This is a genomic window from Facklamia sp. P12932, assembly GCF_050409545.1.
Lineage (GTDB): Bacteria > Bacillota > Bacilli > Lactobacillales > Aerococcaceae > Facklamia.
The window spans coordinates 1-18439 of sequence record NZ_JBNUPG010000024.1; the positions used below are offsets into that span (position 1 = coordinate 1).

An 18439-nucleotide genomic window follows, 5' to 3' on the forward strand; every position below is an offset into this window, starting at 1 on the left:
TTTCTTTAGAACCATCAGGATAAGTGACTTCCACTAGACCTGTATACTTACCTGGTGTGCTTGGATCAATTTGTCCAGCTGGTGTCACATCCTTAAAGCTTGGTACACCTGGATGATCTGGATCCTCTACATAATCTGGAACTATTACGTTGTCGGTTAAATCAACGATGCCATCTACTTCTACGATCTCTGGCTTAACCGTTGGATCGTAATCTTCTTTTTGAGGGATCTCTGGCGCAGTCACCGTCACCGGTACCTGGATGATTTCCATTGATCCATCTGGATAAGTCACTTTAACAAGTCCAATATAGCCGCCAGGTGTTGTATTATCGATGGTTCCAGCTGGAGTCACATCTTCAAAAATTATATCTCCAGGATATTTTGGATTCACTACATAATCTGGAATGCTAACATTATCTAATAAATCGGGTGTTCCTCCTATCCCAATAATTTCAGGAGTTACTTGAGGAACGAAAACATCTGCTTGTGAAGCTTCCGGAGTTTTTACGGTAACAGGTACATCAACAATTTCGGATGTTCCGTCTGGATAAGTTACTCTAACTTTACCTGTATATTCTCCAGGAGTTGTATTATCAATCACTCCATCTGGCGTCACATCCTCAAAAGTAGGGACACCTGGATATTTTGAATCTTGAATATATGAAGGAACAGTCACATTATCTATTAAATTAGGAGTTTGTCCAATTTCAATTACTTCTGGTACCACCATTGGATCATATACATCGGATTTTTTATCGATTACAGTCACTGGCACATCAACAATTTCAAATGTATTATCTGGATAAGTCACTTTAACTTTACCCGTATATTCTCCAGGAGTTGTATTATCAATCACTCCATCTGGCGTCACATCCTCAAAAAGAGGGACACCGCTATGCTTTGGATCCTGCACATAGTTTGGAACAGTTACGTTATCTGCTAAATCAATCGTATCTCCTACTTTAATTATCTCCGGAGTTACATTCGGTTCATAAATTGAATCATGAGGAACGTCTACAGCGGTTACCACTACAGGTACTTGAATAGTTTCAGAACTTCCGTCTTGGTAGGTTACTTTGACCGTACCCGTATATTCCCCAGGTTTTGTATTATCTATCGAACCTAAAGGAGTAATATCCTCAAATGTTGGTTTTCCATCATAGTTAGGAACAGTCACATTATCGATTAAGTTAACTGTTTCTCCCACTTTGATATTCTCAACAGTTGCAACGGGAGCAAATGTATCTGCTTCATTTTTTAACCTCGCATAAAAATTATCAATCGCTATTATATTTCCCGTATTTACTGTTTCTAATTGAGCAATATACATTGTTTCTCGTGGCAAATTAGCAGGTACATCAAATGCTTGATCTGGGAAAACTCCATTTGCTGCAACAGTAAAAGGGGTTCCTTCAAGAACTAATTTTGGAGATTTCGTAGGATCTTCAGGAACTTCATACCAACGAACGATATACTCAACATCAGGCACAGCTCCAGTAACAACAGCATTCGCTTTATTGCCAGGTGCTGCATAATTATCGGTTGAATCATAATTAGTAATGTCTATTGTTGGAATAGTATTTCTTAGTACAAATTGGAAACCAGCTCCTTTGAATTCATCCCTTCCAGAAGAATTCGTTTGAGAATATAACAAGGCTGTTGTCGGCTTGCTTGAAGTCGAGAAGTCCCTAAATTCAGAATCATATCTTGAAACGAGGATAAAGTCAGATGCATCAAGACCCCCTGTGTCGTATTTAAGGTTTTTCCCATTATAGAATTGTCCATCTAAAGTGGAGTTAGAAAAAACAGAAACTTCTTTACCAAACTGATTTCCTTGCGAATCAGCTACCGACATATTCATGATCACTTGATGCCATAGAGACGCATTTTTTCTTTGCTTGATTCCTAACATCTCTCTTACATTAGCTATATCGAACTTAAAATCACCAAATTGATTGGTCTTTGTCTTATAGGTAACCTTATTATTAGGATTCAAAACATCTTGGATAGTTAGATAAACCGTCATATCCTCAGCAAATTTATCACCTGTTTTTTCTTCATAGGCTGGATATTGTGAGGTGATTCCTGGTGCATAATCTGCCTCCCAATAAACATTTCCTACAATTGTCTTATCATTAGCGTAATTTGCATGATTGATATCCCCTACTAATTTATCAATTTCGACTACTTTTTCTTTATTATGCTGAGTCAATTGATCTTTAGGTTGTAAAACGACAGCAACATCTTGAATCTGCATCGTTGCCACATCTTGAAGAATTGGTGTCCATATACCATTAATTCCCTGACTATAACCTCCCCATTGTCCAGGGTTACCATTACTTGTTTGAACATTATCATACTTATTATTGACTAACCAATCTTGATCTGCCCAAATTCGATATTTAAAAGCTGAATATAATACAGTTTCTAACTGCTTACCAAGAAATTCGTGGTCCGTTGTTGTTCCATCAGGATTGACCACTTTAAATATCCCTGGATTCACTGCAAAATAACCATTATCATTGGATTTAAATGTATAAATAGGTGACAAAGTACCATCTCTATCCATCCATTGCATATATAAAGGTACGTTCCCAACTAGATAGTCTTGATTATTAATCAAATGTTTGTCATTAACCTGATGGTTATCTTGGGATTTAATGAGTTCTTTATCCCCATCATATATCCCTGTATTTCCTGCATTATCTACGTAAGTTCTACCATTTAAATGGTGTTTTAGATATTTGAGATTAAATTCTCCATCTAACATTTTGTTTTCAATACTGATCACATTCTGATCAGCAGGTAAAAGATTCGCTAAAGTAGCAAAAGATTCCGGAGCAGATAAAGCTTTATCTTGAGGTGCATTAATTGATGTCGCCTCTGAATTAGAGGTTCTACTTTCATTCGCTAATGTTTCATTTTCTATACTAGTTGTTATTTCTTCTAAACTAGTTTTATTCGCTTCTAAGTTTGTAGCTTTTTCTTCTTTTATAGACGCTACTATAGACTTAGCCTTATTTGCTGAGATTTCCGCTTCTTTTGCTGAGATTTTCGCTTCTTTTGCTAATGCTAAAGCTTTTGTAGTTCCAGCAATATTTGCTGCCTCGATGGCTATCCCTGCTTCTGCCTTAGCATTATTTAAAGCTGAAATAGCTTCTTTCGCTGCGGTTTCTGCTTCTATAACACTCGTCGCTTCAGAAGCTTTTTCGGCAGCATTAGAAGCTTCTTTTGCAGCCAAAGCAGCTTCTAATGCTGCATTTTTAGCGGTATTTTCCGCTTCTAATTCATCATTTGAAAGTTCATTTAATGTGGTATCATCACCTGTGACTGTTGCTTCCTCTGAGGTCATAACTTCTTCAGTGGTAACTAGTTCTTCATTAGTTATCTTATCTTCTGAACTATTTGTTAATTCAGAAGTGACTACTTCGTTTAAATCGTTTTGTTCGTTTAATGAATTATCTGCTGTTTCTTCTGTCGTCGCGCTTGTTGAGGTTTCTTCTGTAATATTTTGTGCATAAACACTATCTTGACCTACACCTGCAAATATGAAAAAAGATGCGATTAAAACAGAACAAGATCCAAATGCAAACTTTCTTATTGCATATTTGTTATCTTTATTAGAAAACTTCCTCTGTTTCAAAAATTTATTATTCTTACCGACCACAATATCACTCCTAAAAAAAATTTAATATTGCGACATCTTTTCTAAAGTATAGCGACAATACTATAAGAACATATTATAATATTCGCTTGATTTAGTCAAACAAATGCTATATAATTATTATTTTATTTATAAATAGGTTGTATTATATATCAATTTAAAGTAAAAAAATTATGGCTACCTCATTCCTTTATATTTATGTAATAAGTTGGGAGTTTTACACATCTTTTCTATACTAAGTTTTTTAAAAGGGTTGCCTTACAATAAAGTTCATATCCAAGTATTGTTTTTCTGAACTTCTATGTTTATCCTATATGTAATCTGATCCTAAGTAGATCGATCTTCAATTCAACTTTATAACAATAATAGTATTATCTATATTTTTTAAACGTGGTTGAGAATCACAGTAATGCGTTTAATATCTTTCATTTTTATAATTATTACTTGTTAATAATAAAACTTTAAACGCCTCCTCTAGCGATGCCAATAAGCATCGCTAGAGGAGGCGTTTAACTTTAATTTATAAATTCTTTAAGTTTTTAGTGTTTCTTATTTAAATTCTGTAATTTTTTCAGCGGCTAAGCGTACGGATGGATAACCAGAATCTTTAGCCTTTCCAATTGATAGGATCATTACCGGTACATAGCGTTCTTTGTCGAGACCGAAAGCTTCAGCCAATAAGTCCTCTTCAAAACCACCGATTGCATTGGTATCATAACCATGAGAACGAGCCACTAACATTAATTGCATGGCTGCCAAACTTGAATCAATTTTCACAACATCATTCATTTTTTGTTTAGAAAAGCTTTTATAATAAGGAATAATGACAGATAATTGTTGATCTCTCGTTTCAGCAGGCATTTTGCCTTCCTCGACTGCTTGATTGTAGATTTCTTCACCGAGTTCATAACACTGCATATCGCCAAATATTAATATCATAGCAGATGAAGTGTCATTTTGTAGCGTATTAAAACGAATAAGTGGTTTTAATTTGGCTTTTTGCTCTTGGCTTTCAACCACCACAAACCTCCATGGTTGCATATTGACGGATGAAGGAGCTGTGGTAGCTTCTTGAATCATTTCAAGCATTTCTTCCTGACTTATTTTATACTTCTCATCATAAGCACGAATTGACTTTCTTCCATAAGTAATTTCTGAAAAATTATTAGTGACTAAGTGGTTGGACATATTATTCTCCTTTTCTATTGTATTAATTTGGTTAATAATTCGATCAATCGCTGTGTTTCATCTTTAGATAGGGGTAAAATCCTCTGTTGCTCAGATTGACAATGACTCTGCTGGCAACGATTCAAATCATTTAACGCCTTATCGGTAATTGTTACGAGCACTTCACGATTATTTTCTTTATTTCTTTTGCGGATCACATATTTTTTTCCTTCAAGAATTCTTAAATGTCTTGTAACAGCTGCACGATCTATCTTTAATTCCTTTTGTAGACGAGTTTGGCAACAAGGACCATGCTCTTTTAAAAACATCATTAATTCAAAGCGCGTTATACTAAATGACGTTTCTTTTTCAAATTTACTAATTAACTCCTGGTTAACTAGTTTTAATTGATAAAATAATCTACTTACTTCTCTTAGACTCACCAAACCCTCCCTCTTTCATTTCATAAATCAACAGTTGACTCGTCAATTATAAAGTGTTTTGTTTGTTTTTTAAAATAAAATGCTCCTTTATTAACCAAAAAAACGCTCTCTAAATTCTTAGAGAGCGCTTTAATCTATTCTGTCAATCTTATTTGAAATCTTTTAAATTATAGAAAACTTTTTTGCCATTATATTGTGCTAATTCACTTAATTCATCTTCAATCCGCAATAATTGATTATATTTGGCAATACGGTCTGTACGTGATAAAGACCCTGTCTTAATTTGACCCGCATTGGTTGCTACTGCAATATCCGCAATAGTGGAGTCTTCCGTTTCACCTGAACGGTGAGAAATGACTGCTGTGTACCCTGCACGCTTAGCCATTTCAATCGCATCAAATGTCTCAGTTAGTGTCCCAATTTGATTCACTTTGATTAAAATGGAATTCCCCACACTTTCTTCAATACCACGTGAAAGAATTTCAGTGTTGGTCACAAATAGATCATCTCCAACTAATTGGACTTTGTCACCTAAACGTTCAGTTAGTAACTTCCAACCCTCCCAGTCATTTTCATCCATACCATCTTCAATGGAAATGATTGGATATTTATTCACTAACTCTTCAAGGTAGTCAACTTGTTCTTGGGCTGAGCGTTTTTTACCGCCTTCTCCTTCAAATTTGGCATAATCATAAACACCCTCTACGTAAAATTCTGAAGCGGCACAGTCAAAGCCTAAGAAGATATCTTGACCGGGTTTGTAGCCAGCTTTCTCAATCGCTTTAAGAATGGTCTCTACACCGTCTTCCGTTCCTTCAAAGCGAGGCGCAAAACCACCCTCGTCACCTACTGATGTTTCTAACCCACGTTCCTTGAGAATTGATTTTAGCGCATGGAAAACTTCAGCGCCCCAACGTAACGCTTCTTTAAAGTTTTCAGCCCCAACAGGTAAAATCATAAACTCTTGGAAAGCAATCGGAGCATCCGAGTGTGAGCCACCATTAACAATATTCATCATTGGTACTGGTAACTCTTTGGTATTGAATCCACCTAAGTATTGGTATAAAGGTATTTCTAAATAATCAGCAGCTGCACGTGCCACAGCAATAGATACGCCTAAGATAGCGTTTGCTCCGAGTTTTCCTTTATTCGGTGTGCCATCCATTTCAATCATCATTTGATCAATAGCTTGTTGTTGCAATACATCAAACCCTAATAAGGCTTCGGCTAAAAAGTGGTTAACGTTATCAACGGCTTGGCTAACTCCTTTGCCACCATAGCGTGTTGCATCTCCATCACGTAATTCTACTGCTTCATGTTCTCCAGTAGATGCTCCTGAAGGGACCATTCCGCGTCCAAAGGCACCACTTTCGGTATAAACTTCTACTTCAATTGTTGGGTTTCCTCTTGAGTCAAGAACTTCACGTGCGTAAACATCTGTAATATAAGGCATTTTATTCGCTCCTTTTGTTGGATTGAAACGGTTAAACGTCTCAATCTTATTCTATTGTTTTAGTAAATTAAATTCAATGAATTGCCATTAATGCTTAATTAAACTTTGGCTAGTCATCTCACTTGGTTGGTCAATTTTTAAAAGGTCAAGCATAGTAGGTGCTAAATCAGATAGTATGCCACCTTCTCTTAACGAGATTCCTTCTTTCGTAACAATCACTGGTACAGGATTGGTAGTATGAGCAGTCATAGGTTTACCTTCTAACGTAATGACTTCATCTGAATTGCCGTGATCGGCTGTAATGATTGCAACACCTTCTTTTTCTAAAATCAAATCGACAATTTGACCGAGGCACTCATCGACCGCTTCAATAGCTTTGACGGTTGGCTCTAACATACCTGAATGACCAACCATATCCGGATTAGCAAAATTAAGAATGATTGCATCAATCGTATCTTCATTAATTTTATCTATCAATGCGTCCTTGACTTCGTAAGCGGACATTTCAGGTTTTAAGTCATAAGTAGCTACTTTAGGAGAAGGAATTAAAATACGTTCTTCTCCCGGAAACGTTTCATGACGGCCACCTGACATAAAGAAAGTGACATGAGGAAACTTCTCAGTTTCTGCAATACGTAACTGCGTTTTGCCTGCTTTCGCTATCGCTTCGCCAATCGTATTCACTAAATCAACTTTCTTGAAAGCAATTTCGGCTAGAACATCTTTTGAATATTTAGTAAATGTTACAAATTGTAAGTTTTCTGGTCGATTCGATGTGTCAAAGCCGTCAAAAGCCGGATTACTTAAAGCTGTTGATAGTTGAATCGCACGATCGGGTCGGAAATTATAATAAATAAGGCTATCGCCTTCTTTAATATGTCCTTCTGGATCCACCACAAAAGGTTGAACAAATTCATCATATACTTCTTGTTCATAAGAAGCCTGAACTCCTGCTTCAGCAGAGGCATATTGAGGCCCTTGGCCACTAACTAAGGCATCATAGGCTAATTTAACGCGGTCCCAACGCTTATCACGGTCCATTGCATAGTAGCGTCCAGAGACTGTTGCAATTTCACCAATTCCTTTTTCTTTAATAAAACTTTCTGTATCTCTTATAAAATCTATTCCGGATTGAGGTCCAACATCACGTCCATCTAGAAAAGCGTGAATATACACTTTGTTTAAATCCATTTCTTTAGCTAACTCAATTAAACCGAAGAGATGATTGATATGTGAATGAACCCCACCGTCAGAAAGTAAGCCCATTAAATGCAATGCTCCATTATTTTGCTTAGCGTGCTCGATGGCCTTGGTGAGTTCAGGAATCTTTTTTATACTACCCTCTTGAATGGACTTATTTATTCGCGTCAAGGATTGATAGACAATTCTTCCAGCCCCAATATTCATATGTCCTACTTCAGAATTCCCCATTTGACCTTCTGGTAAACCAACATTTTCCCCTTCTGCTCTGAGTTGTTGATGGGGAAATTGCTGCCAATAACGATCAAAGTTGGGTTTATGCGCCGCCTTAACGGCATTCCCATAAGTCTCCTCGCGAATACCAAAGCCATCTAAAATAATTAAAGCAATAGGTGCTTTTCCCATTATTTAACCGCCTCCAATAAAGCTAAGAATGATTCAGGTTGTAGGCTCGCTCCGCCTACTAATGCTCCGTCTACATCTGGACAAGCTAGGTACTCTGCAATATTATCAGGTTTAACTGACCCGCCATATTGAATACGTACTTGATCAGCTACCTCTTGGTTAAAGTTTTCTGCTACTACTTGACGAATCGCATGACACATCTTTTGGGCATCATCTTTTGTTGCTGATTTACCCGTCCCAATTGCCCAAATTGGTTCATACGCAATTACCAATGATTGTACTTGACCTTCCGTTAAATCTTTTAAAGCTGCCGTTATTTGTTGGCCTACAAATTCCTCAGCATTTCCTGCTTCGTAGGTTTCGAGCGTTTCTCCGCAACAAATAATCGGCTTCATTCCATTACGAAAGATAGCATGAGTTTTTTGATTAATTTCTTCATTGCTTTCATGAAAATATTGACGACGCTCAGAATGTCCAATGATCACATAATCTACACCTAAAGCCGCTAGCGTTTTGGGACTGATTTCGCCCGTAAAAGCGCCTTCATCTTCCCAAAAACAATTTTGCGCAGCTACTTGTAAATCAGTTCCCTGTACAGCTTCGGTCATAGCTTCTAAGAAAACAGCAGGTGCTCCGATCACTGCATCCACTAAATCATTTGAAGGGATATCTAATTTGACATTTTCAATAAAACCACGTGATTCTTTAGCTGTTTTATTCATTTTCCAGTTTCCGGCAATAATTGGTTTTCGTGACATATTTTTCTCCTTTTCTAATTATAGATTATCAATGGACTCCACGCCTGGTAATTCGGCTCCCTCAAGATAAGATAAGGAGGCTCCTCCACCGGTAGAAATATGCGTGAACTTATCTTCATAACCCAATTGAGTAACAGCTGCAGCAGAATCTCCTCCACCTACAATAGTGGTCGCACTCTCTAAATTAGCAATGGCTTGACAAACTCCCATCGTTCCCTGTGCAAATTTTTCCATTTCAAAAACACCCATTGGCCCATTCCACACTACAGTTTTGGCGCCAGCTAAAGTTTCAGCAAACAAATCAACTGTCTGAGGCCCTATATCCATCCCCATGTAGTCTGTAGGAATTTCTTCAGAAGCTACCACTTTAGTTTCGGCATCCTTGTTAAATTCTTTAGCCACAACATTATCAACCGGTAACACTAATTTATCGCCTGCTTTTTCCATAATTTCTTTAGCGAGTTCGATGCGATCTGGTTCACAAATGGATTGTCCAATTTCGAGGCCTTTTGCCTTGAAAAAGGTATACGCCATACCTCCACCGATAATTACTTTATCAGCTCGATCTAACAAATTCTCAATAACTTTAATCTTATCAGAAACTTTTGCTCCCCCTAATATAGCAACAAAAGGACGTTCCGGCTGATCTACCGCTTCTTTCAAGAATTTCACTTCTTTTTCCATTAAGAAGCCGACCGCTGAATCTAAATGCGCTGCAATACCAACATTCGATGCATGAGAACGATGTGCGGTTCCAAATGCATCATTAACAAATAGATCCCCTAGACTTGCCCAATACTTGCCAAGTTCTGGATCATTCCCAGATTCCTTTTTCCCTTCTACATCTTCAAACCGTGTGTTTTGAACTAACAATACTTGACCCTCTTGCAAATTTTTAACCGCTAATTCTAATTTTTCGCCACGTGTTTCATCAATAAAAACAACCTCTTGTCCTAATATTTCAGATAAACGATTTGCTACAGGATTTAAGTTGCGATCTGCTTTATCCAAATCCTCTGCCGATTTGATCTTACCTAGATGTGAAAATAAAACAACCTTGGCTTGATGCTCAATTAAATACTTTATCGTATCTAGAGCAGCTACAATTCGATTATCGTCTGTAATCTTATTACCATCCATCGGAACGTTAAAATCGACACGTACTAATACGGTTTTGTTTTCAAGGTTTAAGTCTCTAATAGTTTTTTTAGCCATTCTTCTTCCTCCTTTATGAAAAAAACGGAGAAGCGCGTTTGCTTCCCCGCTAGTGTGGGTCTTATTAATTTAATTCAACAAAATATTCTAAGGTTGAAATCATGTTCGCTGTAAAGCCGTACTCATTATCATACCAAGAGGCTGCCATAACGATTTGATCGTCACCTTCACCCATTACTTTTGTAAGTGTTGAATCAAAAACAGATCCTGCTGGATAACCAATAATGTCTGCAGAAACAATTTCATCTTCTTCATAGACAAAAGCATCTGATTCATATTTCTTCATCGCTGCGTTAACTTCCTCAGCTGTTACTTCTTTGTCTAAGACTGCATATACCTCAGTTAAAGAACCAGTGATTGTTGGAACTCGTAAAGCTGCACCGTCAATTTTACCATTCAATTCAGGAATTACTTTTCCGATTGCTTTAGCAGCTCCAGTGGAAGCAGGAATAATTGAAAATGCTCCTGCACGGTTTTTACGTCCGCCTGGCGAATCTTGTAATTTTTGAGTTGCTGTATAAGCATGAACCGTTACCATTTGGGCAGATTTTAGACCAAATTCTTTATGTAAAACATTGACCATTGGAGCTAAGCAGTTAGTTGTACATGAAGCTGCTGAAACAATCACATCATCAGCTGTTAGAACTTCGTGGTTTACACCATAAACAATTGTCTTCGTTTCAGCTGACTTAGCGGGCGCTGAGATTAGGACACGCTTAGCACCTGCATCGATATGGGCTTGAGCCTTTTCTGCTGAATTGTAAAAACCAGTACATTCTAAGACGAATTCAACCCCTAAATCTTTCCATGGTAACTTCGCTGCATCTGGCTCAGCAAAGGCTTTAATCTCTTTACCATCTACAACAATCACATCACCTTTAGCTTCTACAGAGTATGGAAAACGACCTTGCGCTGAGTCATATTTTAATAAATAAGCTAAATCTTCGTTATCTGTTAAATCATTAATTGCAACAACTTCTAAATCTGAATCCTTTTCTAAAATACGACGTAATGCTAAACGTCCAATACGACCGAAACCATTGATTGCGATTTTTGTTGACATATTGATAATTTCCCCCTTAGGATATTTTATTTAAATTGGGTAACCCCATTTAAAACAGCTTTAGCGAGACTTTTATCACAAATGAGCCAGGTTTGTTTTGGCATCATCTTGTAGAAAGCTCGGGTAGCAGGTGCTTTTTGTTGGCCTGCTACTATGGTTAATAATAACGGAAACTTAATGACATCTTCAAGTTGTAAGCCTAAGCGAGGGATGGAAAAAACAACCTTTCCCTCTGCATCATAAAAAATGCCAAATGCTTCTCCTACCGCTTGACCTTCGAGAAGTATTCTTTCTTGTGGCGGAGTTAGTTTTCTTCGCTTTGACATTACTTGAGCAGCTCCCACACTTAATAAAAGACAGTCCGCTGATCGACTTAAATCAAGGGCTTTTTTAATGGTTGGATCCTTAACAATCACTTGACTCAACTGATCAGTTAAACGATCTGGAATATACAAGGGAACATAGTCAGCTTGGGTCTCATGAGCCATTATTCCAGCTACCGTATTAGATTGAATATGAAAAGAACCTTCCATACCACCACGGCTAGGCACAAAGGATAATTGTCTGTTTTGCGATAGTTCCTTAGTAAAATGTTGACCCATATTAGCCAAAGTGGACCCTCCCGTAACAGCTACAACCGCTTCTTGCGGTAATTCTTGTCCTAGAATCGTTTGAACTGCTTCAGCAAGCATTTGAAAAACTGTAAAGTCGCTATCTACATCGCCAGCTACTACCCAGCAGTTTTGTATATTTAATTCTTTAGCTAAGGCTGCTTCGTATTCCGGTAAACGGTCCTGCCCCATCCGTAACTGCTGAATGAGATGGCCTACTCTTTGTCCTTCATCCGTAATACGTATCCCCGCACGACTTACATCTACCAGACTTTGATCACGCAATACTTGTAAATTAGTTCTCAAAGTTCGCTCGGACAAATGAATTTGTTTGGCTAACGCTTTACGACCAATTCGTAGTTGATGCTTAGATAAAGCTTTTAAAACATTAAGACGAATGTCTAACATCTCACCAAGTTCTGGTACCACTGTACCTAATTCATCAATCAAATCCATTCCAAGCCTCCTGTTGGTCGCTGAATGACCTTGTTTTATAAAAAGAAGAAAAGCTATTCATCTTTCTTCATAAAACATTCTAACACTGCATGGTTTAAATTACAATGAATATACTTTCTGAATCTGGGCGCTTTATGTCCTTTGAAATCTACTGCTTCATCTTCTAAGCTAATCTTACCCCATTAATTACTATCGATAGTAACTCCATTCGACTTTGTTCAAAAAACAAACAATCTAAATGATGAAAACATACATTTAGATTGCTTTTCATAAATAAAAAAATCATTAAAGATGTTGTTTGCGATACAACCAATAGGAAGCTCCAACGACACTCATAGTGCCACCTAACGTGATCAAAGGAACACTCCATTCTTTAATAGTCAACGGCAAGAAGACGGTTAATAAAATAAGGATTCCCATTACAACAAATATTTTTCCAGCTAAACGGTGGGTAAGATACCACACCTTTTCATCAGCTAATGTCCAAGGGGTACGTATGCCCATAAAATAATTAAATTTAATTTTTGGCATATAATTCCCTAAAACAATAAATAGTAGCCCTAAACTTCCTTCTAAATAGGAAGGAATCTGGCTGAGCCAGTTTAAACCATAGGCACCTATAATTATTTGACTGCTAAGTAAATAAATATTCATAGCAAAAATGATTAAATAAAAATGCTTTTCAAAACGTCGATAATTTTCGCGTTTTGGATCAATGCGTTTCAATACTTCTACTAAAAGATTCAGTCCAGCCAATAATGCAGGAAACTTAAAAAGATTTATTTTAGGACCATAATTATCAGCATTCCCTGCCAAATCAAAGTGTGTAGGAATCACTTCGGGTGCTTTTATAAAGAAATAGCCCGCTAGAATAATAGAAACACAAACAAGAACCCAGTTTTTATAGTAATGCCTCGTTAAGTTTTTAGTCATAAAATCCTCTCCTTTATTTTTCTAAATTCATTAACCATTGAATGACTCCATCTAAAACGGAACTATTTAATTCATAATAAATAAACTGTCCCTCTCTTTTATCAATCACTAAATCAGCCTGTTTTAAAATAGAGAGATGTTTAGAAATAGTAGAACCTGCCGATTCAAATTGACGGACAATTTCCCCAGCAGTTAAAGGGCCGGGTCTGAGTAATTCTAAAATTTTACGTCGATTGGGATCACTTAAAGCTTTAAAAAGCAGTTGAACACTCAAATGTTCACCTCCTCATCTTTTTATTTCGATAATTAGCTAAATATCTAATTATAAGTTTAGCATGTATTTTTAAATTATGCAATGCTGCCTTCATCTAAGGGCACAAAAAAAGTACCAGCGCATTGCTAGTACTTAAAAGATACGGATATTTCCTTTTATTACTTATCTTTCTTAGTCTTTTTATCCTTACGATTGGCCATCACTTCGTCCACTAAGCCATAAGCTTTCGCTTCTTCAGCCGTCATAAAATTATCTCGGTCGGTATCCTTTTCAATCACTTCAATAGGTTGACCAGTCGCTTCACTTAAAATTTCATTTAAGCGCGTTCTCGTCTTCAAAATATGGCGTGCAGCAATTTCAATTTCAGTGGCTTGGCCTTGAGCACCACCTAAAGGCTGATGAATCATTACTTCAGCGTTCGGTAAGGCAAAGCGCTTGCCTTTGGTTCCTGCTGCTAATAGGACGGATCCCATTGATGCAGCTAATCCAATCACGATCGTTTGGACGTCCGCTTTGATAAAGTTCATGGTATCATAGATGGCCAAACCAGCCGTAACACTACCTCCTGGTGAATTGATATAAAGGTAGATATCCTTCTCAGGATCTTGAGCATCTAAAAATAATAATTGGGCAATGACTGAGTTAGCCATGTGGTCATCCACTGGACCTGATAACATAATAATTCGATCTTTTAACAAGCGCGAATAAATATCATAAGCGCGTTCACCACGTGATGTTTGTTCTATTACTGTGGGTACTAAATTCATTCTATATCCTCCCTTTAATCTGAGCCTTTCAATTTACTTCAATAGTATAACGGATTAGGTCAAGAATGGTCAAGTTTTATGCTCTTCCATTTTTCCATGAAATCATTCGCTAATTAGATTGGAAAATAAAGATTTATCAATATATCAGACCCTTTTGTTTCCAAATAAATTTGACCGCCTAATTTCTCAATGACTATTTTAATTATATTTAGGCCTAAACCTGTATTTTGTTTTGTTTTCGACTGCTTGTTTTTAGCTTGATAGAAGCGATTCAACCAAGTATTAGGATCTTCATTAATTGGATGTGAAAGTCGATTACAATAAATAATTCTTACGACATTTGCATTACCTGGTAAGACCTCCCGTTTTGTTTGATTTATTAAGTCTTCATGCTTAAGATTTGTTAATTCTTCCTCAATTTTATGGCCCGACAATTTGATTTTTAAATAATCCTTGCCATGATCTAATACATTTTTTACTAAATTATCTAGCGCGTGGTTCAGCAGTCTGACATCCGATGTAATTAAAAAACTACCGTCCGATAAGTCAAGTTCAACTTCAATATTAGCTGTTTTCAACTGATCATAGAAAGACAAAACATGCTGAGTAATAATTTCATTTAAGTTCACTATTTCGTTCTTGTACTCAAATTCTGTATCTTGCAACCTCTCCAATAAGAAAAGCCGATCCAACAAATCTTTTAAATGATCAATTCTTTGATAGATAATTTGAAAATAACGCTGCTTGTCGTTCTCATCCTCGCTGGTTTCCATTAATTGAAGATAACCCATGAGTGAGGTCAAAGGTGTCCTCACATCATGGGAAAGATTAATCATTAATTCTTGCTTTGAACGTTGCTCAATTTGTAATTCTCGATATATATTTCTTTCTTTAATTAATGCCAAGTTTATCCTTTTAACAAGTTCATTCATTTCTGATGAAAAGATCTCTTGTGTCAGTAATTGATTGGTAGGGGATTTACTGATAACTTTTAATTGCTTCGTCAAATCAGAAACTTGGAGCCGATAGTAATAATGATAACCAACTATAGCTAGAATTATCAAAATCAATAAAAAATATATCATTGACGGTCCCTACTTTCTATGCTCTAATGTTCAAACTTAAAGTCTATTCGATAAATATACCACCTATTCAAGAGATAAAGTACCAATAGGTATACAACACCCATACTTACCACTGACATGGCTTGCTCTGAATAATTTGGGCCCATTGACATTAGCTTATTGGAGAATAATTGTTTTGTAAGATCCAAACCAACAATATCCCCTATAAATCCAATGATTTGATTGTGAAAACCTGTTCCCACTAGGCAAGCTAAGACAATGATTGCCACTTTACTTTGTAGCAATAAACTTAAGGTTACTGTCACCGACATAATAATAAGGTACATAAGAGCTTGTGGCAATAGTAAAGCTAAATGATCTTGCCAATAAATAGGCAACTCTAATTGACCTGTCACACCGGCCATTAGAACTGAAAAAGCAATACAAACAACTTGAAATATGAAGAATATTAACAAGGCGACAAATAATTTAGAAGTCATCCATTTCCATTTCGCCCCTTTAATAGCTAACATATTTTTTAAATAGCCAGAAGAAAAATCACTTTCAATAAAAACAGCTGAAAGTATATAAACAAAAAGAAGGCTCAAACTGTAATTAGCAATTAGACTATCGGAAAAACGATAGGCTTTTTTTTCTTCTTGAATACTTGTTTCGTACTCTTCCTCTGTTAAAATTTCTCCTTCTTGCATCGATTTTATTTCTAACTTAAAATTGCCTTCTTCATTGGTTTCTTTCGAAGTCATTGATAGTTGATAGTCTTCGTAAGATTTGTGTGTTGTTACATAGCCGCCATAAGTTAGTAAAGAGAATATCAACGAAAGGATCAATAACGTAATCCAAGTAGCCTTCATGTGCAACAACTTATAGGAATCAAAGCGAATAAAATTAACCATTGTTGTGACCTCCTGTTAAGCGGATAAAATAATCTTCTAAGCTCGCTCGCTCAACTACCAATTGTTCAAAAAGAATGCCTGAGCGAATTAATTCATGGCTAATGACTGACGAATTATCTAAGTGTTCATATACACGCAGTTCAGAATCGCTCACTTGCTTAATTTGCTGAAGATCTAATTTTTCTTGTAAATGTGCCATTATTTGAGCCTGATCGCCACCCTTAATCCGAATAAAATCTTGATTAATCTGATTTAATTCCTCCATATCTGCTTCTTTTAATAAGGTACCTTCATTAATAATACCAATTCGAGTCGTGAGTTTCGCCAATTCACCCAAAATATGACTAGATATCACAACCGTAATATGACGCTCGCTATTCAATTTAAGAATCGTCTCGCGGAACTCACTAATTCCCTGCGGATCCATTCCGTTGGTAGGTTCATCTAACAACAAAAGATCCGGATCTCCTACTAAAGCTAAAGCAAGACCTAATCGCTGTTTCATACCCAATGAAAATTTTTTAACTTTCTTTTTCTTAACTTGACTAATGGGTAAGCCTACTAAATTCAATAATTCTTCTATATAATTGTCACGGCGAATTCCATACAATTTACATTTTAGTTCCAGGTTTTGCCCAGCTGTGAGTCCCATATAAAGTCCTGGCGCCTCAATTAAAGTGCCAATTCTTACTTGAAAATGGTCATTTTTAGCCATTTCTTGGTCTTGAATCCAAACCTTTCCACTAGTCGGTAGAATCTGACGATTAATGATCTTCATTAAGGTTGTTTTACCAGCTCCATTACGACCAATCAGACCATAGATATCACCCGATTGAACATTCATACTGACATTATTCAATGCAAACTGATTGTTATACGCTTTACATAAATTTTCACTTTTAAGAATGCTTTCCATCATCTTTCCTCCTTTGTTATCTATATTATAGACTCCTTCAAAAATATAATGGCAAAGGAAAAACAAAGAAAGTACTAAGAAAAGGTTAAGATAAAAGCATGAAAGAAAATAAAAGAAATTGAAATATTCAATACAATTTAACTACTTTTTATTTTTCAGCGAAATCAAACGGAAACCAATTCCCCAAACCGTTTCAATCCAAGGTCTTTTACTTATTTGGTCTAATTTCTTACGTAAATTTGATACATGAACGGTTAATGTCTTATCATCTGCCAAATAATTTGCCCCCCACGCATATTCATAAATTTCAAGCTTTGAGAAAACCTTCTTTGGTTGACTTAATAATAATTCTAAGATCCTTCTTTCTTGAGGCGTTAAATTTAATTCCTGCCCTTGATAATTAATTGCTTGGGTCTCTAAATCAATCATTAACCCTTCGAAATTCAATCTCTTATTCGATGTTTTTTCCTCTAAACTAGTTTGATAGCGTTTAAGGCATACTTGAATACGAGCTTTTAACTCTTTAAGATCAAATGGCTTCACCAAGTAGTCATCTGCTCCAGCTTGTAAAATTTCTACCTTATCATCAACTTGTTCTTTAGCTGAAATAACAATCACCGGAATGGATTTTTCCCGGCGAATTATTTTGAGTAGGTCTAAACCAGAGAGGCCTGGTAACATTAAATCTAATAGTATTAGATCAAAACTTGATTGCTCGAATAAAAGTTGACCTTCGCTCCCTGAGTAAGCAGGAGTCACTGAATATCCTTCAATTGTTAATGCTTCTACTAACATTTTGCTAATTTGAGTATCATCTTCAACAACTAATATCGATACCATAAGTTCACTCCTTTTTAAATAGTATATCAAAAAACTAAAATATTGGTCCAAAAAAATATAACTGATTCTTTTCCCCATATACGAGAAAGATATATTTCGAAAGATCATCCAAATTAAAAATACATTCCATATAAACTGAAAAATTATATTTAAAAAAAGCTTAACTTGATTTAAAAAGATTCTATAATAAATAGGGTTAATGGTAGAAAAACACTTCCTTCCACCCTATTTTTTGGTACATAAAAACACAGAAGTCCGATCTATTAAAAGTGGTAACTAAAATAGAAAGGACTCTG

The 18439-nt window shown here is 36.3% G+C and carries 16 protein-coding genes; all 16 read right to left on the reverse strand.

All coding sequences use genetic code 11. The features are described from left to right. Positions 1–3667, reverse strand: a 3667-nt coding sequence (locus ACQV2P_RS07740) for a Rib/alpha-like domain-containing protein (protein WP_428892055.1), incomplete at its 3' end; no start/stop codon positions are given. 546 nt (positions 3668–4213) lie between these two features. After that, positions 4214–4852, reverse strand: a complete 639-nt coding sequence (locus ACQV2P_RS07745; protein WP_428874459.1) for a nitroreductase family protein — start codon at positions 4850–4852, stop codon at positions 4214–4216. A gap of 14 nt (positions 4853–4866) precedes the next feature. Then, a complete protein-coding gene (locus tag ACQV2P_RS07750; protein WP_428874458.1) occupies positions 4867–5274 on the reverse strand; it encodes a MarR family winged helix-turn-helix transcriptional regulator in 408 nt (135 codons plus the stop codon). Positions 5275–5422: 148 nt separating this feature from the next. Then, on the reverse strand, positions 5423–6727 hold the full coding sequence (gene eno, locus ACQV2P_RS07755) for a phosphopyruvate hydratase (protein WP_428875458.1): 1305 nt from the start codon (positions 6725–6727) through the stop codon (positions 5423–5425). A gap of 87 nt (positions 6728–6814) precedes the next feature. Further along, a complete protein-coding gene (gpmI, locus tag ACQV2P_RS07760; protein WP_428876597.1) occupies positions 6815–8332 on the reverse strand; it encodes a 2,3-bisphosphoglycerate-independent phosphoglycerate mutase in 1518 nt (505 codons plus the stop codon). Further along, a complete protein-coding gene (tpiA, locus tag ACQV2P_RS07765) occupies positions 8332–9090 on the reverse strand; it encodes a triose-phosphate isomerase (RefSeq protein WP_428876598.1) in 759 nt (252 codons plus the stop codon). The genes gpmI and tpiA overlap by 1 nt, the downstream gene beginning before the upstream one ends. Before the next feature lie 18 nt (positions 9091–9108). Next, complete coding sequence (locus ACQV2P_RS07770) at positions 9109–10305, reverse strand: phosphoglycerate kinase (RefSeq protein WP_428876599.1); 1197 nt, start codon at positions 10303–10305, stop codon at positions 9109–9111. Positions 10306–10369: 64 nt separating this feature from the next. After that, on the reverse strand, positions 10370–11368 hold the full coding sequence (gap, locus tag ACQV2P_RS07775) for a type I glyceraldehyde-3-phosphate dehydrogenase (protein WP_428874453.1): 999 nt from the start codon (positions 11366–11368) through the stop codon (positions 10370–10372). Positions 11369–11394: 26 nt separating this feature from the next. After that, a complete protein-coding gene (locus ACQV2P_RS07780; protein WP_428894844.1) occupies positions 11395–12435 on the reverse strand; it encodes a sugar-binding transcriptional regulator in 1041 nt (346 codons plus the stop codon). 285 nt (positions 12436–12720) lie between these two features. Next, positions 12721–13368 (reverse strand): SdpI family protein, encoded by a 648-nt coding sequence (locus ACQV2P_RS07785; protein WP_428894845.1) that lies wholly within the window; start codon positions 13366–13368, stop codon positions 12721–12723. Between the two features lie 13 nt (positions 13369–13381). Beyond that, entirely contained in the window at positions 13382–13642 is a 261-nt protein-coding gene (locus tag ACQV2P_RS07790) for an autorepressor SdpR family transcription factor (RefSeq protein WP_428874450.1), read from the reverse strand. Between the two features lie 158 nt (positions 13643–13800). After that, the gene (gene clpP / locus ACQV2P_RS07795) at positions 13801–14409 is read right to left on the reverse strand and encodes an ATP-dependent Clp endopeptidase proteolytic subunit ClpP (RefSeq protein WP_428876600.1); all 609 of its coding nucleotides are present in this window, start codon (positions 14407–14409) and stop codon (positions 13801–13803) included. A 113-nt stretch (positions 14410–14522) separates the two neighbouring features. Then, positions 14523–15494 (reverse strand): sensor histidine kinase, encoded by a 972-nt coding sequence (locus tag ACQV2P_RS07800; RefSeq protein ID WP_428876601.1) that lies wholly within the window; start codon positions 15492–15494, stop codon positions 14523–14525. A gap of 23 nt (positions 15495–15517) precedes the next feature. Next, positions 15518–16387, reverse strand: coding sequence for a hypothetical protein (locus ACQV2P_RS07805; RefSeq protein ID WP_428875449.1), 870 nt, complete (start codon positions 16385–16387; stop codon positions 15518–15520). Beyond that, a complete protein-coding gene (locus tag ACQV2P_RS07810; protein ID WP_428876602.1) occupies positions 16380–17303 on the reverse strand; it encodes an ABC transporter ATP-binding protein in 924 nt (307 codons plus the stop codon). The genes ACQV2P_RS07805 and ACQV2P_RS07810 overlap by 8 nt, the downstream gene beginning before the upstream one ends. Positions 17304–17444: 141 nt before the next feature. Further along, entirely contained in the window at positions 17445–18143 is a 699-nt protein-coding gene (locus ACQV2P_RS07815; RefSeq protein ID WP_428874445.1) for a response regulator transcription factor, read from the reverse strand. Positions 18144–18439 lie beyond the last annotated feature (296 nt).

Coding starts and splice junctions, on each gene's coding strand:
- ACQV2P_RS07745 (WP_428874459.1), bottom strand. CDS start 4,852: ATGTCCAACCACTTAGTCACTAATAATTTTTCAGAAATTACTTATGGA.
- eno (WP_428875458.1), bottom strand. CDS start 6,727: ATGCCTTATATTACAGATGTTTACGCACGTGAAGTTCTTGACTCAAGA.
- gpmI (WP_428876597.1), bottom strand. CDS start 8,332: ATGGGAAAAGCACCTATTGCTTTAATTATTTTAGATGGCTTTGGTATT.
- tpiA (WP_428876598.1), bottom strand. CDS start 9,090: ATGTCACGAAAACCAATTATTGCCGGAAACTGGAAAATGAATAAAACA.
- ACQV2P_RS07770 (WP_428876599.1), bottom strand. CDS start 10,305: ATGGCTAAAAAAACTATTAGAGACTTAAACCTTGAAAACAAAACCGTA.
- gap (WP_428874453.1), bottom strand. CDS start 11,368: ATGTCAACAAAAATCGCAATCAATGGTTTCGGTCGTATTGGACGTTTA.
- ACQV2P_RS07780 (WP_428894844.1), bottom strand. CDS start 12,435: ATGGATTTGATTGATGAATTAGGTACAGTGGTACCAGAACTTGGTGAG.
- ACQV2P_RS07785 (WP_428894845.1), bottom strand. CDS start 13,368: ATGACTAAAAACTTAACGAGGCATTACTATAAAAACTGGGTTCTTGTT.
- clpP (WP_428876600.1), bottom strand. CDS start 14,409: ATGAATTTAGTACCCACAGTAATAGAACAAACATCACGTGGTGAACGC.
- ACQV2P_RS07800 (WP_428876601.1), bottom strand. CDS start 15,494: ATGATATATTTTTTATTGATTTTGATAATTCTAGCTATAGTTGGTTAT.
- ACQV2P_RS07805 (WP_428875449.1), bottom strand. CDS start 16,387: ATGGTTAATTTTATTCGCTTTGATTCCTATAAGTTGTTGCACATGAAG.
- ACQV2P_RS07810 (WP_428876602.1), bottom strand. CDS start 17,303: ATGGAAAGCATTCTTAAAAGTGAAAATTTATGTAAAGCGTATAACAAT.
- ACQV2P_RS07815 (WP_428874445.1), bottom strand. CDS start 18,143: ATGGTATCGATATTAGTTGTTGAAGATGATACTCAAATTAGCAAAATG.